This window comes from Rhodoligotrophos sp. CJ14 (assembly GCF_038811545.1).
GTDB classification, from domain to species: domain Bacteria; phylum Pseudomonadota; class Alphaproteobacteria; order Rhizobiales; family Im1; genus Rhodoligotrophos; species Rhodoligotrophos ferricapiens.
Map to the genome: position 1 here is coordinate 2,795,497 of NZ_CP133319.1, position 18,801 is coordinate 2,814,297.

15 protein-coding genes are annotated in these 18,801 nt (G+C 61.4%); 6 read left to right on the forward strand and 9 right to left on the reverse strand.

All coding sequences use genetic code 11. The annotated features are described in order from the left end of the window. Positions 1-15: 15 nt before the first annotated feature. Positions 16-1,443, forward strand: coding sequence for a glycoside hydrolase family 15 protein (locus RCF49_RS12995; protein ID WP_342640307.1), 1,428 nt, complete (start codon positions 16-18; stop codon positions 1,441-1,443). A gap of 240 nt (positions 1,444-1,683) precedes the next feature. Next, positions 1,684-3,909 (forward strand): TonB-dependent hemoglobin/transferrin/lactoferrin family receptor, encoded by a 2,226-nt coding sequence (locus tag RCF49_RS13000; protein ID WP_342640308.1) that lies wholly within the window; start codon positions 1,684-1,686, stop codon positions 3,907-3,909. 66 nt (positions 3,910-3,975) lie between these two features. Here RCF49_RS13000 and RCF49_RS13005 read toward each other — a convergent pair whose 3' ends face one another. After that, positions 3,976-4,515 (reverse strand): TetR/AcrR family transcriptional regulator, encoded by a 540-nt coding sequence (locus RCF49_RS13005; RefSeq protein WP_342640309.1) that lies wholly within the window; start codon positions 4,513-4,515, stop codon positions 3,976-3,978. Between the two features lie 468 nt (positions 4,516-4,983). Between RCF49_RS13005 and RCF49_RS13010 the strand changes: the two genes are divergently transcribed. The 4 genes from RCF49_RS13010 to RCF49_RS13025 all read left to right on the forward strand — a co-directional run bounded on the left by RCF49_RS13010 (position 4,984) and on the right by RCF49_RS13025 (position 10,540). Further along, positions 4,984-6,159 carry an acyl-CoA dehydrogenase family protein gene (locus RCF49_RS13010; RefSeq protein WP_342640310.1) on the forward strand — a complete coding sequence of 392 codons (1,176 nt, stop codon included), beginning with the start codon at positions 4,984-4,986 and terminating at the stop codon, positions 6,157-6,159. A gap of 46 nt (positions 6,160-6,205) precedes the next feature. Beyond that, positions 6,206-7,378: an acetyl-CoA C-acetyltransferase gene (locus RCF49_RS13015; RefSeq protein ID WP_342640311.1), complete on the forward strand. Its 1,173-nt coding sequence runs from the start codon at positions 6,206-6,208 to the stop codon at positions 7,376-7,378. Positions 7,379-7,381: 3 nt separating this feature from the next. Next, a complete protein-coding gene (locus RCF49_RS13020; RefSeq protein ID WP_342640312.1) occupies positions 7,382-8,362 on the forward strand; it encodes an NAD(P)H-dependent flavin oxidoreductase in 981 nt (326 codons plus the stop codon). 132 nt (positions 8,363-8,494) lie between these two features. Next, a complete protein-coding gene (locus tag RCF49_RS13025; RefSeq protein WP_342640313.1) occupies positions 8,495-10,540 on the forward strand; it encodes an NAD(+) synthase in 2,046 nt (681 codons plus the stop codon). Positions 10,541-10,549: 9 nt separating this feature from the next. Here RCF49_RS13025 and RCF49_RS13030 read toward each other — a convergent pair whose 3' ends face one another. The 8 genes from RCF49_RS13030 to RCF49_RS13065 all read right to left on the reverse strand — a co-directional run bounded on the left by RCF49_RS13030 (position 10,550) and on the right by RCF49_RS13065 (position 18,798). Beyond that, positions 10,550-10,990 carry a DUF3775 domain-containing protein gene (locus RCF49_RS13030; RefSeq protein WP_342640314.1) on the reverse strand — a complete coding sequence of 147 codons (441 nt, stop codon included), beginning with the start codon at positions 10,988-10,990 and terminating at the stop codon, positions 10,550-10,552. Between the two features lie 78 nt (positions 10,991-11,068). Beyond that, entirely contained in the window at positions 11,069-11,725 is a 657-nt protein-coding gene (locus tag RCF49_RS13035; RefSeq protein ID WP_342640315.1) for a phosphoribosyltransferase, read from the reverse strand. A gap of 102 nt (positions 11,726-11,827) precedes the next feature. Then, the gene (locus tag RCF49_RS13040; RefSeq protein ID WP_342640316.1) at positions 11,828-12,859 is read right to left on the reverse strand and encodes an alpha/beta hydrolase; all 1,032 of its coding nucleotides are present in this window, start codon (positions 12,857-12,859) and stop codon (positions 11,828-11,830) included. Between the two features lie 27 nt (positions 12,860-12,886). Further along, on the reverse strand, positions 12,887-13,597 hold the full coding sequence (locus RCF49_RS13045; protein WP_342640317.1) for an NAD-dependent deacylase: 711 nt from the start codon (positions 13,595-13,597) through the stop codon (positions 12,887-12,889). Between the two features lie 117 nt (positions 13,598-13,714). After that, positions 13,715-15,439, reverse strand: coding sequence for an aminotransferase class V-fold PLP-dependent enzyme (locus RCF49_RS13050; RefSeq protein WP_342640318.1), 1,725 nt, complete (start codon positions 15,437-15,439; stop codon positions 13,715-13,717). Between the two features lie 190 nt (positions 15,440-15,629). Next, positions 15,630-16,808, reverse strand: coding sequence for an ABC transporter substrate-binding protein (locus RCF49_RS13055; protein ID WP_342640319.1), 1,179 nt, complete (start codon positions 16,806-16,808; stop codon positions 15,630-15,632). 61 nt (positions 16,809-16,869) lie between these two features. After that, a complete protein-coding gene (locus tag RCF49_RS13060; RefSeq protein WP_342640320.1) occupies positions 16,870-17,871 on the reverse strand; it encodes a branched-chain amino acid ABC transporter permease in 1,002 nt (333 codons plus the stop codon). Positions 17,872-17,880: 9 nt separating this feature from the next. Continuing rightward, complete coding sequence (locus RCF49_RS13065) at positions 17,881-18,798, reverse strand: branched-chain amino acid ABC transporter permease (protein WP_342640321.1); 918 nt, start codon at positions 18,796-18,798, stop codon at positions 17,881-17,883. Between the last annotated feature and the right edge of the window lie 3 nt (positions 18,799-18,801).

Consider the following 18,801-nt stretch of genomic DNA (forward strand, 5'->3'; position numbering starts at 1 on the left):
CCGGAGAGCCTGCCCATGGGAGAGCATCTAGCACCCGAGCCCGGCGGCCTTACCGCATGGATGGATGCCGCCTATCGGTTCGCCGCAGGCGAGATGCTCAAAAGCATTTCAGCGACGGGGATCATCAAGGAGAGACCTGGATTTGGCCAGACGGTCATACCGAAACCAGGCTCCGTTCTGGCGTCTCCCGTGCTGGCCTCCTATGATCCTGACCCGGATTACTTCTTTCATTGGCTGCGGGATTCCGCAATCGTCATGGATGCGCTCTGCATCCTGATCACGGACGGCACGCTGCCGCGCGAGGCTTTGCAGTATCTGGCGGATTTTATTGCGTTCAGCGCGGACCTTTCTCGGCTTGACGGACGCTTGGCGCCACCGCTCGAGACGAGAGAGGCGAGCACGGTCCCGGACTACCGCAAGTTCCTGCGCGCGAGCGATGAGCTTGCTGAGATCCACGGCGACCGCGTGCTCGGCGACGTGCGGTTCAATCCCGATGGCACCCTGGACATCACCCAATGGGCACGGCCGCAGAATGACGGGCCCGCCCTGCGGGCGCTGACGCTGATGCGCGCTCGCGAGCGTCTGGTCCTCCATGGCCATCCCCTGGACCGGGCGCTTCTGGACCTTCTGAAATCCGATCTTGCCTATATCTGCCGGCATTGGCGCGAACCTTCCGTCGATTTTTGGGAGGAAGAGCTGAACCATCATTATGCCGTAAGACTGGTTCAGCTCGCCGCAGCAGAGGACGGGGCTTCGGTCATGGATGCGGCCGGAGAATCCGCGCTTGCCCAAGCCTGCCGCGATGCCGCTCTCGGCCTCCGACATGCGCTCGATGAGCATTGGTCTGCGGCGGAGGGCTTCTATCGCAGTCGCCTCCCCAACGGTTCTGAGGACAGCCGGCGGAAGCATCTGGATATTGCAACGATTCTTGCCGTCATCCATGCGGAGCGCCATTCAGGACCGCACAGCGTTCTTGACCCTAGGGCTCAAGCAACTCTTTCCCGCTTGGAAAATCTCTTTACGGCGGAATATAAGATCAACCAGCAGCGCAGGAGTTCCGGTCCTGCGATGGGTCGTTATCTCGGGGACCACTATTATAGCGGTGGCGCCTATTACTTCTCTACATTGGCGGCAGCAGAGTTCTATTATCGTCTCTCAGCGGCAGTTCGTGAAACCAGAGGCTTCACCATCACCCCTGAGAATAGGGGCTTCGCACAGCGTTGCTTCGATGCGTCGACGCCCTCTCCTGAAATAGCCGCGCAAGCCTTTCTGAGGCGTGGCGATGATTTCATGGAAACGGTTCGGGCCTATACTCCCGAGAGCCTGGAGCTCTCGGAACAGTTCGACCAGTCCACGGGTGAGCAGACCTCCGCAAAACGCCTGACCTGGAGCTATGCGGCCCTGATCACGGCCATATGGGCCCGCCGAGAGGCTTCCGCCTAATCCACTCCCCGTCCACCCCGCAAGTCCGACGACGGTGTCCCGTCATCGCGACAATGGATGCTCGCTCCGAACCACGGAAATCTCGCCATCTCTTCCCCTCATTCGACTTGAATTGATAAGGCTTCCGCGTAGGTTGCCCGCCATGCCACGCCGCTGTGGCACCTCAATCAGCCAGCCAGGACTTCCGACCGAACGGACCCCGCCAGCGAATAGGTCTTCACCTGAGTAAGGGGGGTTCTCATGCGATCCGTTCATCGACGGTTCCTGGCCGGTCTGGCCGGAACCGCAGCCTTCACTTTGGCCTGCACATCGGTGCTGGCCCAGACCGTTTCACCATCCCAGCCATCGGACGCCGATGACAGCGAGGCGGCGACGGTCCTTGATCCGGTTCTGGTCACCGCTGGCCGACCCGGCGCCACAGGCGACACGGTGCTGACCACCACGATTTCCAGCGAGGAGCTCACCTATCGGCAGATCGACAGCGTCGATGAGATCGGCGAGCTCGCGCCCAATGTGGATTTCAATGAAAGCAATGGCAGCTTCAACATCCGCGGTCTCGATCAGGGCCGCGTTCTCACCACGATCGATGGTATCCGGCTACCCTATCTGAGGGATGGTGCCCGGTCGAGCGCGACGGGAGCCAATTATGCCGGTGGCGTCAACCTGATCGACACCGACATGCTTTCCGCGATCGACATCGTCAAAGGGGCTGATTCCAGCGTCTTCGGCTCGGGTGCTCTGGGCGGCGTGGTTGCGTTTCGCACGCTCCATCCGGAAGACTTGATCGCGCCGGGCAATAGTTGGGGCGGGATCAGCAAATTGTCCTTCGACAGCCGCGACAACAGCTTCCATGCCGGTCAGGCGCTCGCCCATAGGATCAACAACACTTACCTGCTCGCCCAAGGCAGCTATCGCATGGGCGAAGAGATCCGCAATAAAGGCAAGATCGGTGGCACAGGGCCAACCCGGACGAAGCCCAACCCCGAGGGTTACGACCTCGGCTCATTTCTCGGGAAGATCAATCATCACATGGCCGGTGGTCATGTCTTCGGCCTGACAGGTGAGATCTTCCGCCGCGATAGCGATTCCAAGCTTTTAACCAGTGAGACCCCGACCTATGACGATTACCGCGCATCCGAGCTGAACAAGCGCGACCGGGTCTCGCTCTCCTATAAATTCGATGCCGAGCGGACCAGCCAGTGGGCCGACAGCGCCTATGTGGTTGCCTATTGGCAGAAGCAGGATCTGAACACGATCACCTCGGCGACCCGCCTCACCGCACCCGCCGGTCCATATAAGCGAGGCAGCCATCTCGAGAGCGAGATCTATGGGGTGAACGGCAATGCGGTGAAAACGCTCTCTTTCCTTGGCCAGCCTCATGAATTCACCGTCGGTGGCGAGCTCTTCGGCACCACCTACCAGCAATTCGCGCATGGCAAGGACAATTGCGATCCGACCATCCCGGCCTGCGCCTTCCTTCATGCCAATCAGGCAGACACGCCCAAGGTGGACGGGGCAACCCTTGGCCTGTTCATCGAGGACGAGATCAGCTTTCTTGCCGGACGGCTGCGGCTGACGCCGGGTATTCGCTTCGACTGGTATGAGCAGACACCGAAGTCGACCCCGGCCTTCGAGGACAACGCAGCCTATATGGGCCTGCCGCCTTCGAACAGCGATTCGGCCTTCTCGCCCAAGCTGCGCGCCGAATACGATATCGTGCGGAATATCACGCTCTATGCCCAATGGGCGCAGGCCTTCCGTGCCCCCGACCCGGTTGACCTCTATATGAATTATGGCGGTCTCGGCACCTATCTGCGCAAGGGCAACCCGGAACTCAAGCCCGAGAAGAGCAACGGCTTCGAGGTTGGCCTGCGTGCAGGCGACCGCGACCTCGGCATGACCGTCAGCCTGTTCGACAATTACTATAAGGACTTCATCGACACGGTAACCTATGAAAGCCCCCTCTTCCCGATTGGGGGGATCACCGAAGCCATCAATCGCGACAGAGTGCGTATCTATGGTGCGGAGCTGCGGGTTCATGGCCGGCTCGATTCAGGCTTCCATGGCTGGGCGATGCTTGGCTATGCCAATGGCAAAGACACCAAGAACGACATCTATCTCGACACGATTCCCCCGCTGAAGGGCATTGTCGGCCTTGGCTATGCCGCAGAGAGTTGGGGCACGGATGTCATCATCACGGCGGCGGGCCCAAGGCACAAGGTGCCGAGCGACCTCTCGGAAGCCGCCCAGGAGAAGCTCGAGACATCCTCTTACGCCAAGGTTGATCTCACCGCGTGGTGGAAGCCCGCGCAAATTGACGGGCTGTTGCTGCAGGCAGGCGTCTTCAATGTCTTCAACGAGACCTATGTCGATGCGCTGAACGTGCCGAGCAGCACCTCGCTGTCCCAGGCCTATTTCACCGAACCGGGCCGCACCTTCAAGATCAGCGGAACCCTTCAATTCTAGAGGCGTGATCTAGCTGGCGGCAACGATCCCCCCCACGCATAGCGGCCCCGTTTCAGCGGGGTCGCTTCAGCGCGGTGCAAGCCCGGATGTGAGCAGATCAACCATCCGTTCCGCGAGCTCCTGCGCCGGCATCTCTCCATCCTCGCGGAACCAATGCGAGGGCCAGTTAAGCGCGCCGGCCAGAACGAAAGCCGCAAGCCGCGTGTCGGTCGGCCGGATGGATCCATCCGCGATTCCCTCCTCGATGAGGCCGCGCATAGCGGCATCGATCTGCCGCTTCAGCAACCGGAACCGTTCCCCACTTTCGGGCGAGAGAGCATTCCCATCGGTTCTGATCACGCATCGGCCAAAATCGCTCATATTGATCTCGGCATAGCGCCGCAGAAAGGCCCGCAACCGTTCGAGACCCGAGCCGGGCCGCGCGCGCGCCTCCTCGGCCGCTCGCCGTAGATGCTCCAGTCCGCGCGTTAAGCATTCGAGCAGCACCTGATCCTTGTTGCCGAGATAATGGTAGATTGTCGGCTTCGAGACCCCGAGGCTTGCCGCCACTTCGTCGAGTGATGTCGCGTGAAAACCGCGCTCATTGAACATCCTAACGGCTGCCACGAGAATGGCCTCGCGCTTCTGAGCGCGCTCCTCTTTGCGTTCCTGCTGCGATCTGAACGGCGTTGAGCCAGGACTCTGGTGGGCTTCTGCCAAGGTGAACCGCCTTGCCGGCTTTGCGAATTGACAGGACGCGCGATGCGATGTTAGCTACTCGTCAGTAGATAATATACGCAAAAGTTTTCTGCGGCAAATGCCGGGGCCAGGGAGAAGCCGATGCAGGCGGAAACTGCGCGGATCAGCAGCGAAGCGCAAATTATCCCAGCCCCGATACCGACCGGCCTTGCTCGTTTGACCAATCGGGTTGTAACCATTGTTCCCGGCTTGATCATCACGCCCAGCGTGCGGGGCCGGCAAGTTCCCTTTGACGCCGCTGGGCCGACCGGAGGAATACGCGCACATGGTTGAGATCACCAATCTCCAGCTGATCGGCGAGGCCTCTGGCCTTAGCAAAATTCGGATGGCCTCCCGATGAGCGGCGTCGGCCTGGAGAAAGCCACCGAGATCGCGGCGCGGGTTGAGGAATTCGTCCGCAACGTGGTCATTCCCTATGAGAAGGATCCCCGGCGCGACAATCATGGCGGCCCCCTCGATGAGCTGGTCTTCGAGATGCGCGAGAAAGCCCGCGCGGCCGGCGTGCTCACCCCCCATATCCTGCCCGATGGCAGCCATCTCACCCAGCGTGAGACGGCCATAGTGCTGAAAAAGTCGGGCCTGTCGCCGCTCGGTCCTCTGGCCTGCAACACCAATGCGCCGGATGAAGGCAATATGTACCTTCTGGGCAAGGTCGGCAGTCCGGAGATCAAGGAGCGGTTCCTGAAGCCTCTGGTTGAGGGCCGTGCCCGCTCGGCTTTCTTCATGACCGAGCCTGCCGCGGAAAACGGTGCGGGTTCCGACCCCTCGATGATGAAGACCACCTGCCGGCCCGACGGCAATCACTGGGTGATCAATGGCCGCAAGGCCTTCATCACGGGTGCACAGGGCGCGAAGGTCGGCATCGTCATGGCCAAGTCCGATGACGGCGCCTGTATGTTCCTGGTTGATCTGCCAAACCCGGCCATTCGCATCGAGCGGGTGCCGAACACGATCGACAGCTCCATGCCCGGTGGCCACGCGGTCATCAGCATTGAGGATTTGCGGGTTCCGGCCGACCAGATGCTCGGCAATAGCGGCGAAGGCTTCAAATATGCCCAGGTGCGCCTGAGCCCCGCTCGTCTGTCCCATTGCATGCGCTGGCACGGCGCTGTCACCCGCGCCAATGAGATCGCCACCGCTTATGCGGTGAAGCGCCAGGCGTTCGGCAAGCCGCTCATTGACCATGAGGGGGTTGGCTTCATGCTGGCCGACAACCTCATCGATCTGAAGCAAGCCGAGCTGATGATCGACTGGTGCGCGGACGTGCTCGATACCGGCTCGCTCGGCACCGCCGAGAGCTCCATGGCGAAGGTCGCAGTCTCCGAGGCACTGTTCCGGGTGGCCGATCGCTGCATTCAGGTGATGGGCGGCACGGGCGTCACCGAGGACACCATCGTCGAACAGGTGTTCCGCGAGATCCGCGCCTTCCGCATCTATGACGGCCCCACCGAAGTGCACAAATGGTCACTCGCCAAGAAGATCAAGCGTGACGCCAATAATCCGCAGCATTGACCCATAGCGCGCCCGCGGATTGGGCCTCGGGCGAGGAGAACGAGGAATGGCCGAAGCCTATATCGTTGAAGCCGTACGGACGGCTGGCGGGCGCCGCGGTGGTAAGCTCGCCGGCTGGCATCCTGCCGATCTCGGTGCCGAGGTGCTCAATGCCATTGTCGACCGCAGTGGCATCGATTCCGCCGCGATCGAAGACGTGATCGTCGGCTGCGTCACCCAGGCAGGCGAGCAAGCATTCCATCTCGGCCGCAACGCGGTGCTGGCCTCGAAGCTGCCGGAAAGCGTTCCGGCGGTGACCATCGATCGCCAGTGCGGCTCCTCGCAGCAGGCCATTCAGTTCGCCGCCCAAGCGGTGATGTCCGGCACGCAGGATGTCGTCATCGCCGCCGGCATCGAGAGCATGAGCCGCGTGCCCATGTTCTCCAACATGGCCCTCCACCAGAAGGAGGGCATCGGCCTCGGCCCGTTCAGCAAGCGCATTCAGGAGCGGTTCGGGGTCGAGACCTTCAGCCAGTTCATCGGCGCCGAGATGATGGCCAGGAAATATGGCTTCAGCCGCGAGCAGCTCGACGAATATGCGCTGCGCAGCCATCAGCGCGCGGCAGCGGCGGTCAAGTCTGGCGCATTCGAGAATGAAATCGTGCCGGTCACCGTCGAAACACCCGATGGCCCGCAGCAGCATGTGGTGGATGAAGGCATTCGCTTTGATGCGACCCTCGAGGGCATCTCCTCCGTGAAGCTCCTGCAGGAGGGCGGCCGGATCAGCGCGGCCAATGCCAGCCAGATCTGCGATGGCTCCTCCGCCGTGCTGATCATGAGTGAGAAGGCGTTGAAGGAGCACGGGCTGAAGCCGCTTGCCCGCATCCACAATCTCACGGTCACCGCCGGTGATCCCGTGATCATGCTGGAAGAGCCTATACCCGCAACCCGCAAAGCCCTGGCGAAGGCGGGCATGACCATCGATGATATCGATCTCTATGAGGTCAACGAGGCCTTCGCGCCGGTGCCTCTCGCCTGGCTGAGAGAGACAGGAGCAGACCCCGATAAGCTCAACATCAATGGCGGGGCTATTGCTCTGGGCCACCCGCTTGGCGCATCCGGCACGAAGCTGATGGCAACCCTGGTGCATGCTTTGAGAGCTCAGGGTAAGCGCTATGGCCTGCAGACCATGTGCGAAGGCGGCGGCATTGCCAATGTCACCATTGTGGAGGCTGCCTGACCCATGGCCATTCGCACGCGCTTCACCGAACTCGTCGGGGTCGAACACCCCATCGTGCAGGGCGGGATGATGTGGGTTGGCCGGGCCGAGCTTGCCGCGGCAGTCTCCAACGCTGGGGGCCTTGGCATCCTCACCGCGCTCACTCAGCCGACGCCGGATGATCTTCGCCGCGAGATCGACCGCTGCCGGTCCATGACCGACAAGCCCTTTGCCGTGAACCTCACGATCCTGCCCTCGGTCAACCCTCCTCCCTATCAGGAGTATCGCAAGGCGATCATCGACAGTGGCATCCAGATTGTCGAGACGGCAGGCTATAAGCCGACCGAGCATGTGGAGGAATTCAAGTCACACGGCATCAAGGTCATCCACAAATGCACCGCCGTCCGCCATGCCCTTTCCGCCGAGCGGATGGCCGTCGATGCGATCTCGATCGACGGCTTTGAATGCGCCGGCCATCCCGGCGAAGATGATATTCCCGGCCTTATCCTGATCCCCGCTGCGGCTGACAAGGTGAAGATCCCGATGATCGCAAGCGGCGGTTTCGGTGATGGTCGCGGCCTCGCGGCAGCCCTGGCGCTTGGTGCGGACGGCATCAATATGGGCACCCGGTTTTGCGCGACCGTCGAAGCCCCTATTCACGAGAATGCCAAGCGCTTCCTGGTCGAGAATGATGAGCGGGGCACCAACCTGATCTTCCGCAGCCTGCGCAATACCGCCCGCGTCGGCAAGAACAGCGTGTCCGACGAGGTGGTGCGGATCCTTTCTGAGCCTGGCGCAAAGTTCGAGGACATCGCGCATCTGGTGCGCGGCGTCAAAGGACGCGAGCTTCTCGAAACCGGCAATCTCGATGCAGGCCTGATCTGGGCTGGCCAGGTGCAGGGCCTCATTCACGACATCCCCACCTGCGCGGAACTGATCACCCGGATCATGAACGAGGCCGAGCAGATCATCAGGGGTCGGCTTGCCGGCATGCTTGCCGGTTAGCAGCTTTCGGCTCATTCACCATCATTCGGCCGGAGGCTTGCCATTGCGTGAGCCCATGCACATCGCCTACATGCTCAATGGCGTGGGCGGTTGATGGAGCCCTGCGCAAGCGAGCACCCGAGGTGATGCGTTATGGCCGATTTCTTTTCGCTATATAGCCACGAATTCATCCGCATCGCCTCTTGTGTGCCACGCGCGGCGGTCAGCGATCCCGATTTTGCCGCCTCGGAAACACTGGCAATGGCGGGCGAGGGCGACAGGGATGGCATCGCTCTGATGCTCTTTCCAGAGCTTGGGCTTTCCTCTTACGCCATCGATGATCTCTTGTTTCAGGACGCGTTGCTCGATGCGGTCGAGGCAAGCGTCGCGAAAATCGCTGAAGCCTCGCGCGCGCTCTATCCCGTGCTGGTGGTCGGCGCCCCGCTCCGCCGCCAAGGCAGGCTTTACAATTCAGCCGTGGTGATGCACCGGGGCAGCATTCTTGGCGCCGTGCCGAAGACCTACCTGCCGAACTATCGAGAGTTTTACGAGCACCGGCATTTCACCTCCGGTGCCGGCATGACCCGTGTGGATATCAGCATTGCCGGCCGGCAGATCCCTTTCGGCGTTGATCTCTTGTTCCGCTCGACAGGCACTGCGCCCTTCACCTTTCACGTGGAGATCTGCGAGGATATCTGGGCACCGCTGCCGCCCTCGACTCGCGCGGCCATGGCCGGCGCCGAGGTGCTGCTCAATCTTTCCGCCAGCAACATCACCATCGGCAAGGCGGATACGCGGCGTCTGCTCTGTGCTAGTCACTCAGCCCGCACCATCGCGGCCTATGCCTATTCGGCGGCAGGTCCCGGCGAATCGACCACTGATCTTGCCTGGGATGGCCATGCAGCGATTTTCGAATATGGCGACCTGCTTGCCGAAACCGAGCGCTTTCCACAAGGTGCGGTCCGTGCAACTGCCGATATCGATCTTGGCCGGCTGCGCCAGGAGCGGATGCGAATGAATACCTTTGGTGAATGCGCCCAGATCGAGGCGGCTCAGAACAGCCTCTTCCGCGAGGTCACCTTCACGCTCGACAGCCCGGGCAAGTCCGTGCCCCTGCAGCGTTCGGTCGAGCGCTTTCCCTTCGTGCCGGCCAATCCAGCCAGGCTGCGCGAGGATTGTTATGAGGCCTATAACATCCAGGTTCAGGGCCTCGCCAAGCGGCTTTCCGCAACAGGGCTCGCGCATCCTGTCATTGGCGTTTCCGGAGGTCTCGATTCGACCCAAGCGCTGATTGTTGCGGTGCGCGCCATGGAACGATTGGGCCGCAAGCCCAAGGATGTGCTCGCCTATACCCTGCCCGGCTTTGCCACCTCGGACGAGACCAAGGCGAATGCTTGGGCGCTGATCCGCAGCCTGGGGGCCACCGGCGAAGAGATCGACATTCGCCCGGCCGCGCGCCAGATGCTGGCCGATCTCGGCCATCCCTTTGCCAAGGGCGAGGCCGTCTATGACGTGACCTTCGAGAATGTGCAGGCCGGGCTTCGCACGGATTATCTGTTCCGCATCGCCAATAAGGTCGGGGGCCTGGTGGTCGGGACCGGTGATCTCTCGGAGCTTGCCTTGGGCTGGTGCACCTATGGCGTTGGCGATCACATGTCCCACTACAACGTCAATGCCTCCGTGCCCAAGACACTGATCCAGCATCTGATCCGCTTCGTTGCGGGGTCCGGTGATGTCGGCAAGGATGCGGCCAAGGTGCTGCATGCGATCCTTGCAACCGAAATCTCTCCAGAACTGGTTCCGGTCGGCCCCGGCGAGACCATCCAGTCAACCCAGCAGATCGTAGGGCCTTACGCCCTTCAGGATTTCAACCTCTATTACCTCACCCGTTACGGCTTCCGGCCATCGAAGATTGCCTTCCTCTCCCATCACGCTTGGGGTGATGTGGACCGCGGCGCATGGCCCGTCGACATGCCTAAATCCGAGCACCGGGCCTATTCACTCACCGAGATCAAACATTGGCTGGAGGTATTCCTTCGCCGGTTCTTCACGAGCCAGTTCAAGCGCTCAACACTGCCAAACGGTCCGAAGATCACCTCCGGCGGTTCCCTGTCCCCACGGGGCGACTGGCGGGCTCCGTCGGACGGGCAGGCGAAGCTCTGGCTTGAAGAGCTCGCGGCGGGGGTGCCCGACGCGTAGGTTCCCGAGCTAAAGGTGGTCGGCCTCGTAATCCGCGCAGGAATAGCCGAGCAGCGAGAGGCCATTCGCCAAATGGTCGGCCAGCAGCGGCGTCGTGCAGAGATAACGGACGGTGTGATCGCTGCGCTCGTCCGCCGCCTGCTTGCGCACAGCCTCCCAATCATCGGCGGTATAGTCGTCGCGAGCAAGCCACATGAGGGCCACCAGGTCGATCTGCTCATCTTCCGACAAGCTGCTGATCAAGGACGCCATTTCCTCCAGCACCGGATCATTGCCGTGATCCTCCAGCACCATCGCATAGCGATCATCGGAGGGATTGGAAGCCTGGTCCGGGACGGTGACCACGTCTTTCACGTCATATTGCCTGGCCTTCACGATGAGAAAGCAGACCTTCTCCACGGGAATGGTCAGTTGCGTATCACCTTCTTCGATATTGCGGATCTTGGTCATCCTAACCTCCGGCATCGATTTCGCGATTGCACGGAAGAACGCCCGGGGAGCCATTGTGCTCCATGATCGGTTCAGTCCTTATCCCTGGGGATCCCTGGTGAACCGTGCGAGGGTCGCGATGACCTGCTCGTCGCTGACTTGCTCGAAATCGTCATAGAACCGCCCGACAGCATCGAAAGGCCGCGGCGTGTGGAGGCAGATGATCGTGTCGGCCTCGCTTCGCAGCTCTTCCACCGTTTCGGCTGGAGCAACCGGCACTGCAAGAACGAGTTCTCGTGGATTGCGGCTGCGGGTCGCCCGTAAGGCCGCTTTGACGGTCGCCCCAGTCGCGATGCCGTCATCGACCACGATAGCGACACGCCCTGATGTCTCATATCTCGCTGAATTGCCGAGATAGCGGGTTCTCCTCCGCTCGATCTCGGCCATTGCGCTGGCGCAGGCTGCCTCGAATGCCGCCCGGCTGATCCCGGAAGCACTGATCACCTCTTCATTGCGGACGATCGTGAGGGTCGGCCCGTCCACCACCGCACCCATGGCAAGTTCCGGCTGGCTGGGCACGCCGATCTTGCGCACGAGGATGAGGTCGAGCGAGGCGTTCAGGGCCTCGGCAACTTCGGACGCAACCAACACGCCGCCGCGTGGCAATGCGAGGATCACCGGATGCGCAGGGATATATGTCGCCAACGCAAATGCTAGTTTGCGCCCCGCATCTGCCCTGTCGCGAAACAGCGCCATCGCGGCACCTCCCCTCACTGCCAGTTTGCGCAGTGACGAGTTCACCGAGAACATTATTCAACGCGGCTTGCGCGATAAGGTTGCATCTTGCTTGAGTGCGGATCAGCGCGCTGAGCCAAAAAACCGGCGGATTGCCTCGAAGGCTGCCTCTCCAGCTGGCAAGAGGCGAGGAAAGAAGTAGAAGCCATGCGGCATCTTGGGCTGCACGAGCAATTGCACCGGCCGGCCGGCGGCCGCGAGCTTGCTTGCGAAGGCCCTGTTGTCATCGACAATCGGATCAACCTCGCCGGCGATGATCACCGTTGGGGGATAATCCCGCAGGTCGCCGAGGGCAGGGCTCACATGGGGATGCGACCAAAGCCGGTGATGGACCACATAGGCTCCGCGAATATAGCCGACGAAGGCCGTGTCGTAGATGATGCCCAGGGGCGCGAGCCGTTCGAAGGATGGATATTGCTCCACGTGAAAATCGGTGATTGGACAGAGCAATACGACGCCGTCCGGAAGCCGCGCCCCCTCATCGCGCGCCTTATGCGGCAAGGCCGCAGCCATATTGGCACCGGCTGAGTCACCTGCGACAAAGATTTGATCGGAATCACCGCCGAGGGAGGCGCCATTCTCCCGCATCCAGTTGAGCACGCAGAGCGCATCATCGAGGCCGGCGGGAAAGGGCCATTCCGGCGCCAGCCGGTAATTGACGCTCACGACGATGATGTCGTTCTCGGCGGCGATGCGGCTGGTGATATAGGCCGTATCTTCGGATGACCCGACGGTGAACCCACCGCCGTGCAGGTAAAGCATCATGCGCCGCCTGGGCGCCTCACCGGGTGGTCCAAACACCTGGCAGCGAATGCGGCCCAGAGGGGAGGGCACGAGGAGTGGCTTGACCCCTATCTCCGGGTAAAGCTCCTCCGCGCTGGGCGGAAGCATCTTCGGATCGATTGGCGTTCCTTGCCCGATATAGCCAGAGCGGACGGTCTGGATCATCAGCTCGCGCAATGTCAGTGGCGAGCGCAGGCGCGACAGCAGCTCGAAATAGGGTGCGGCCGGATCATCGGGATCGATGCGTGATCGGCCCGTCCCGCCCGGGAGCTGATCGACAATAGGCCCGTGCTCGCCGCTATTCTCCTGCATCCCGACGCTCCTCACCGAATGAAGACCCTAACCTTGGCGCAGCATGTCCTGGACCCAGGCCGGCACGGTTTCGCTTGCCGGGCCGTAACGGCACTCGTCGAAGAGGCGGGCATCATCGGACGGCTCCAGATTGATCTCGCAGGTCGCTATCCCCAGCGCGCGTGCTTGCGCAACGAAGCCTGCTGCGGGATAGACCGTGCCGGACGTGCCGATGGCCACGAACAAATCCGACGCGGCAAGCGCGCCATAGATTTGATCAAGCGCCAGCGGCATCTCACCAAACCACACCACGTGTGGCCGAAGGTGGCCAGTTTCGCCGCAGGCCTCACATTGATCTTCAAGGCTCAGGTCCTGCCGCCAGTCCACGACACTGTCACAGGCAGCGCAGCGGCTCTTGAGCAGCTCGCCATGCATATGCACGACATTGCGCGAGCCCGCCCGCTCGTGGAGATCATCGATATTCTGGGTGACGAGAGTGAGCATCCCGCTGCGCTCTGCAAGGCCCGCTTCAAGACGCGCCAGGGCGAAGTGAGCCTCATTAGGCTCGGCGGCAAGCAGGTTGCGGCGGCGGGTATTATAGAAGGCGTGCACCGCCTCGGGATCTCGTGCGAAGCCTTCCGGGGTTGCAAGCTTCATCGGATCAAAGCGCGCCCAGATGCCGGTTCCCGCTTTGTCGCGAAACGTCCCCAGCCCGCTTTCCGCGGAAATGCCCGCCCCTGTCAGAACGAAGATCCTCATTCCTCACCATCTAGCATGATGGTGACGGCCCACATAGCTCCAGCTTGTTGTGAAGAGCCCAAACCTCGCCATTCTTTTCGAGCGATGGAGAGGACAGGCGCGAGCCGAGAGACGCGATCAGGCCAAGGCCGACTGGAACTGCTGAGCGGGCGTCGCAGCTTCCTCCATAGGCGAGCAGGAAAACAGGTCGTCCCGGCAATAATCGGCAGGGATCCAGAACCAGCGCACCGCCTCGATCGCCGAAGGCAGCTCCACTGCCGTTCTTCCGTCCTCGGCAAGAGCGGGCAGCCTCCGGACAAGCTCATCCGCCTCTTCGAGGTATGATTGCAGCGGCTTCTCGCCAGCCGGCTCTAGGCAGGGCGGGCGGAAATCACGGCCTGTGAGCATCGCCTCGAAATCCCGCAGACGGCGGATCGGGGCATCGCCATAGTGGCGATGGCGCCAACGGCCAGTGCGCATACAGAACTCGTAGAGCGGAAGAAAGGCCTGCCCGTGTTCGGCAATGAACCGCACAGCCGCGATGATGTAATCCGCCTCTTCATCGGACATGAGGTAATGAAAGTTGAGCCGGATCCAGCCGGGACGCGCGATGACGCCATGGGCTCCGGCAACCTCGAACAGCTGCTTCGACTGGCTCTGGTTGATCCCCAACAGGCGGTGAGCATAGGGTCCGGCGCAGAACAAGCCGCCGCGAACCTGGATCCCGAAGAGGTCGTTGAGCAGCTGCACCACAAAGGCATGGTGGAGGAAGCGGCGACCGGCCTTGATCATTAGGGAAAAGACTGCGAGACGGGACTGGCTGCCCGATCCAAGGACGAGGATGCCCGGCACATCCCGCCAGGCTGATAAGGCCCGTTCCACCAGACGATCCTCAATGGCGCGGATCTGCTCGACCCCCACCGCAGCTTTCACGGTGAAAGCGAGCGCCGCCCGCATGGCGGCAATCGAGGCCGGCGTTCCGCCCTCCTCCCGGCGTTCCAGCTCGTCATAATAGACGTGATCGAACGGCGTCACGTATTGCACCGTGCCACCGCCTGGCTTGCAGGGCACGCATCGCCGCACGATGCTTCGCTTGACGGCGAGAACGCCCGGTGTGTCAGGACCCCCGAGGAATTTATGCGGTGAAATGAACACCGCATCCTTCCAGGTAGCCGAATCAGGTCCCACTGACATGTCAATCGCATCATATGGACCGGCTGCGGCAAAGTCCCAGAAGGCGAGACCGCCATAGGCGTGGAGCATGCGGCAGATCTCGTCGATGGGCGTGCGGATGCCCGTCACATTCGATGCCGCTGAAAAGCTGCCATAAATCGGCCGACCAGGCCTGATCTCCCGAAGATGGGCTTCAAGCCACGAAAGATCCGGCTGCCCCTGCGCATCTTCGCAGATCACGATCAAGTCGATGTCGCATTCCCGCCAGGGCAGCTCGTTGGAATGGTGCTCGTAAGGCCCGATGAACACGACCGGGCAATCGCGATCGGTGAGCTCGCGCGATGCCCTTCCGGGCTTCAGGTCCAAAAGTGCAATCAGCTTTGCGATCGCGTCGGTCGCACCTGTGCCACAGAATAGAACCGCATCGAAGGGACCGGCACCAATTGAGCGCGCAATGATTTCGCGCGCCTCTTCGATCAGCGTACCTGTCTGGCGGCCGGTAAAGGATTGCCGGGAATGCGGGTTTGCGTAAAAGGGAAGAATTTCATCATCGATGAAATTTTCAATGGAGCGTAGGCTCCTGCCAGAGGCGGTGAAATCGGCATAGATGAGAGGGCGCGTGCCAAAGGGGCCGGGAATGCCGGCACCGCCGCCAATAATATCGCCGCGAAGCTTGTCGATGAGAGACATAGTTCAGCCCGCCGAAAGACTCTGAAATCCTATTGGGCTGCCATTGAAATGTCAATTAAGACCCCAGCATGGCCATCCTGCGCCATTATTGCTCTTGGAGCGTTAAAGATGCGGGCTGACGCGGTGGGAAGCGCCGCTCATCGAGCCAGAAGCGATGAGCGGCAGCCGGATGGTGTGGATTGGTGCGATTTCAGTTCTCCGCGACCGTTTGGATCTTTCCGTCTTTGACTTGGGAGACGAAGATGTGCTGGCGTGAGACCTCCCGGGTCTCCGGGTCGATGCTGAGATCGCCATTCGCCCCCTTATAATCCTTGGTGTTGTTGGCGAGCTCGTCGCGCACGCGCTCGCGCGTCACATCAGGCCAAGCGCGGGTTGCCGCCTGCATGATCAGGGTTGCAGCATCAAAGCCATAGGCCGACCAGACATCCGCCTTGCGGTTATACTTGGCCTCGAACCCCTTGATGAAGTTCTGGACATTCGGGTCCGGATTGTTTGGATTGAAGATCGTGGCGAGATACCAGCCTTCCATCGCCCCGCCAGCAAGGCCGACCGACCGCGGCGTCACGCCGACAGCCGAATCGACGACCGGAATGTCACCCATGCCAAGCTGTTTGAGCTGCTTGGCGAAATTCGCAGCCTCCTCCTCCAGCATGGCGAGATAGATCGCCTCGGGCTGTGCGCGCTTGAGCTGGGTGATGATCGCGCGGAAATCCGTGGTGCCTTCCTTGTAGACCGATTGCTGGACGAGCTCGCCGCCACGCTCTTCGAGCTGCTTAGTGAAGGCGTCCGCGACCGCAAGCCCCCAGTCGGTCTGCACCTGCAAGACGGCGACCTTCTTCTTGCCGAGCTTGTCGATGATGAAGTCGGCCATCGGCGGCACATAGACATTCACCGTTTCGCTGGCACGAAACATCCAGTCATTCATCTTGGTGAGGTCAGGGTGAGAGGCGCTGGGCGTCATCTGCAAGAGCCCTGCCCGCTCATAGGTATCGGCCGCGGCCATGGTCGCGGTCGAGCTGAAATCGCTGATCGAGGCGATCACATCCGCCTGGTCCGCAAGACGCTCGGCAATATTGATGGTCTCCTTGGGATCAGCCTTGCTGTCATAGCATTGCAGAACGAATTTGGCCTCAGGGAAAGCCTTCGCCTCGTTATAGGTATCGACTGCGAATTGGGCACCCTCCTTCATCGGCTCGCCAAAGCCGACCAGAGGTCCCGAGAGCGGCAAGGAGCAGCCAATGAGGAAGGTTTTCTCCTGCGCTTGCGCCTGAGGGGCTGCCCAGCCCGCCATCACCGCGAGCGCTGCGGCGGCGATGACTGATCTCGCCCCCCGGATCCTTGAACTCGGAATGTGCAATTTCGCTTTCATCCTCACCTCCATGCTCCTGGCTCAACGGGACCAGGAGCTCAGCGCCGGCCGCAATAGCCGGCTATTTCCAGCCGATCCCTGGCTTGCCGTCCCGCCCGGGCCGCCATGCGCAACCAAACCATCGTCTGACGAAGGCGATGGCCGCGGTCTCGCTGAACAGGCCCTTCGGCATCGCGACAATGGCGATGAACAGCACAATGCCCACGAGGATCATACGCAACTCGCCGACCTCGCGCCCGAGTTCCGGAAGCAGGATCATGAGCAGCGCGCCGATGATCGCTCCCGGCAAGCTGCCGAGCCCTCCCACCACCACCATGGTGAGGATCAGGATCGATTCCGGGAGCCTGAACATGTCCGGGCTGATATAGCGCGTGCTATGCGCAAGCAGCGCGCCGGCGAGGCCCGCAAAGGCACCGGCAATGGCAAAGGCCTGGATCTTGAGCAGATTGACATTGATACCCATGGCCTGTGCGCTCTGATCATCTTCCCGCAGCGCCCGCAAGGCATTGCCGTAATAGGAATGGGTGATGCGGTGCAGCACCCAGAGCGAGATCAGCATGACCACCGCGATCACGTAATAGGTGGCGAGCCTGCCGGATAAGTCGAAGCCGAAAATCTCGATTGGCGAAATGCCGCGAATGCCGAGCGGCCCACGGGTGACATCATACCAGTTGGTGATGGTGAGGGTGATGATCTCGCCGATCGAGAGGGTGGCCACCGTGAAGAAAATGCGCACGAGGCGAATGGCCGGAATACCGGCGAGAAACGCAAAGGCGCCCGACAGCAGCATGGCCAACGGCATCGTGGCAAGGAAGGGAATATCGAACTTGGTCGACAGAATGGCCGCCACATAGGCGCCGATGCCATAGAAGGCGGCATGGGCAAGCGACAAAAGGCCGGCCGTGCCGCTCACCAGGTTGAGGCTCATCGACAGAATGATGAAGATCATGCTGAGCTGCGCCAGGCGGAAGAGATAACCCTGGTCGAGCAAGGACAAGCTGCCCGGAATGACGAGCAGAATGAGGGCGAGGACGGCGCAGGTCCAGATCAGAGGCCGGTTCATGTCTCACCCTCACATCCGCTCGGAGCGTTTGCCGAAGAGGCCGCTCGGGAAGAAGAGAAGCGTGAGCAGCAGATAGACATGCGGCACCACGTCGACCCATTGCTGATGGGAGGGCAGGGCATTGGCGAGCAGGCTTTCGGAAAGCCCAATGATCAGTGCACAAACAACCGCGCCGAAGATGTTGTTGAGCCCGCCCATGAGCATGGCGATGAAAGCCTTGAGCATCGGCGTGAAGCCCATGAACGGAAAGATCTGGCCGTAATAGAGCCCGACCAGCAGCCCTGCGATGGCGCCGAAGGCTGATCCGATCATGAAGGTGCGCACGATCACCTTGTTCGCATCGACACCCACATAGAGCGCGCCGAGAAAATCATCCGCGACCGCCCGGATCTCGCGGCCGACATTGGTGCGATAGAGCAGCACCTGCAGGAAGATGAGCATTGCGACGGCGGAACCGAGAATGACGAGATCGCCATTCGCCAGCACCAGCCCGCCCAGCTCGATGGGCTGGTTCAGGAGATAATCCTGCGGAATGCTCTGCGCCTCGCCGCCGAAGTAAAGGGTGAGCGCCTCGCGGGCAATGATGCCCATGGCGAGCGAGGACATCAGGGTTGCCTCGCGCATCGCCCGTGATTTGAGCGTCGCCTCATCCCGTGAGCGGCGGAAGGGGCGAAAGGCGATCCGCTCGAGCCCCCAGCCGCTGAGCACCCCGACAATGGCAACGAGCAGGATCAGCACGATGATCGGTGGCGCGAACATCAGGATGATGATCAGCGCCGCGAAGGCGCCCAGCGTATAGATCTCGCCATGGGCGAAATTGACCGCATTGAGCACGCCAAAGATCAGCGTGAAGCCGATGGCGATCAGCGCATAACCGAAGCCGATGCTGACGCCGTTGATGATCGCCTGTGCAAAATAGATGTCCATCAG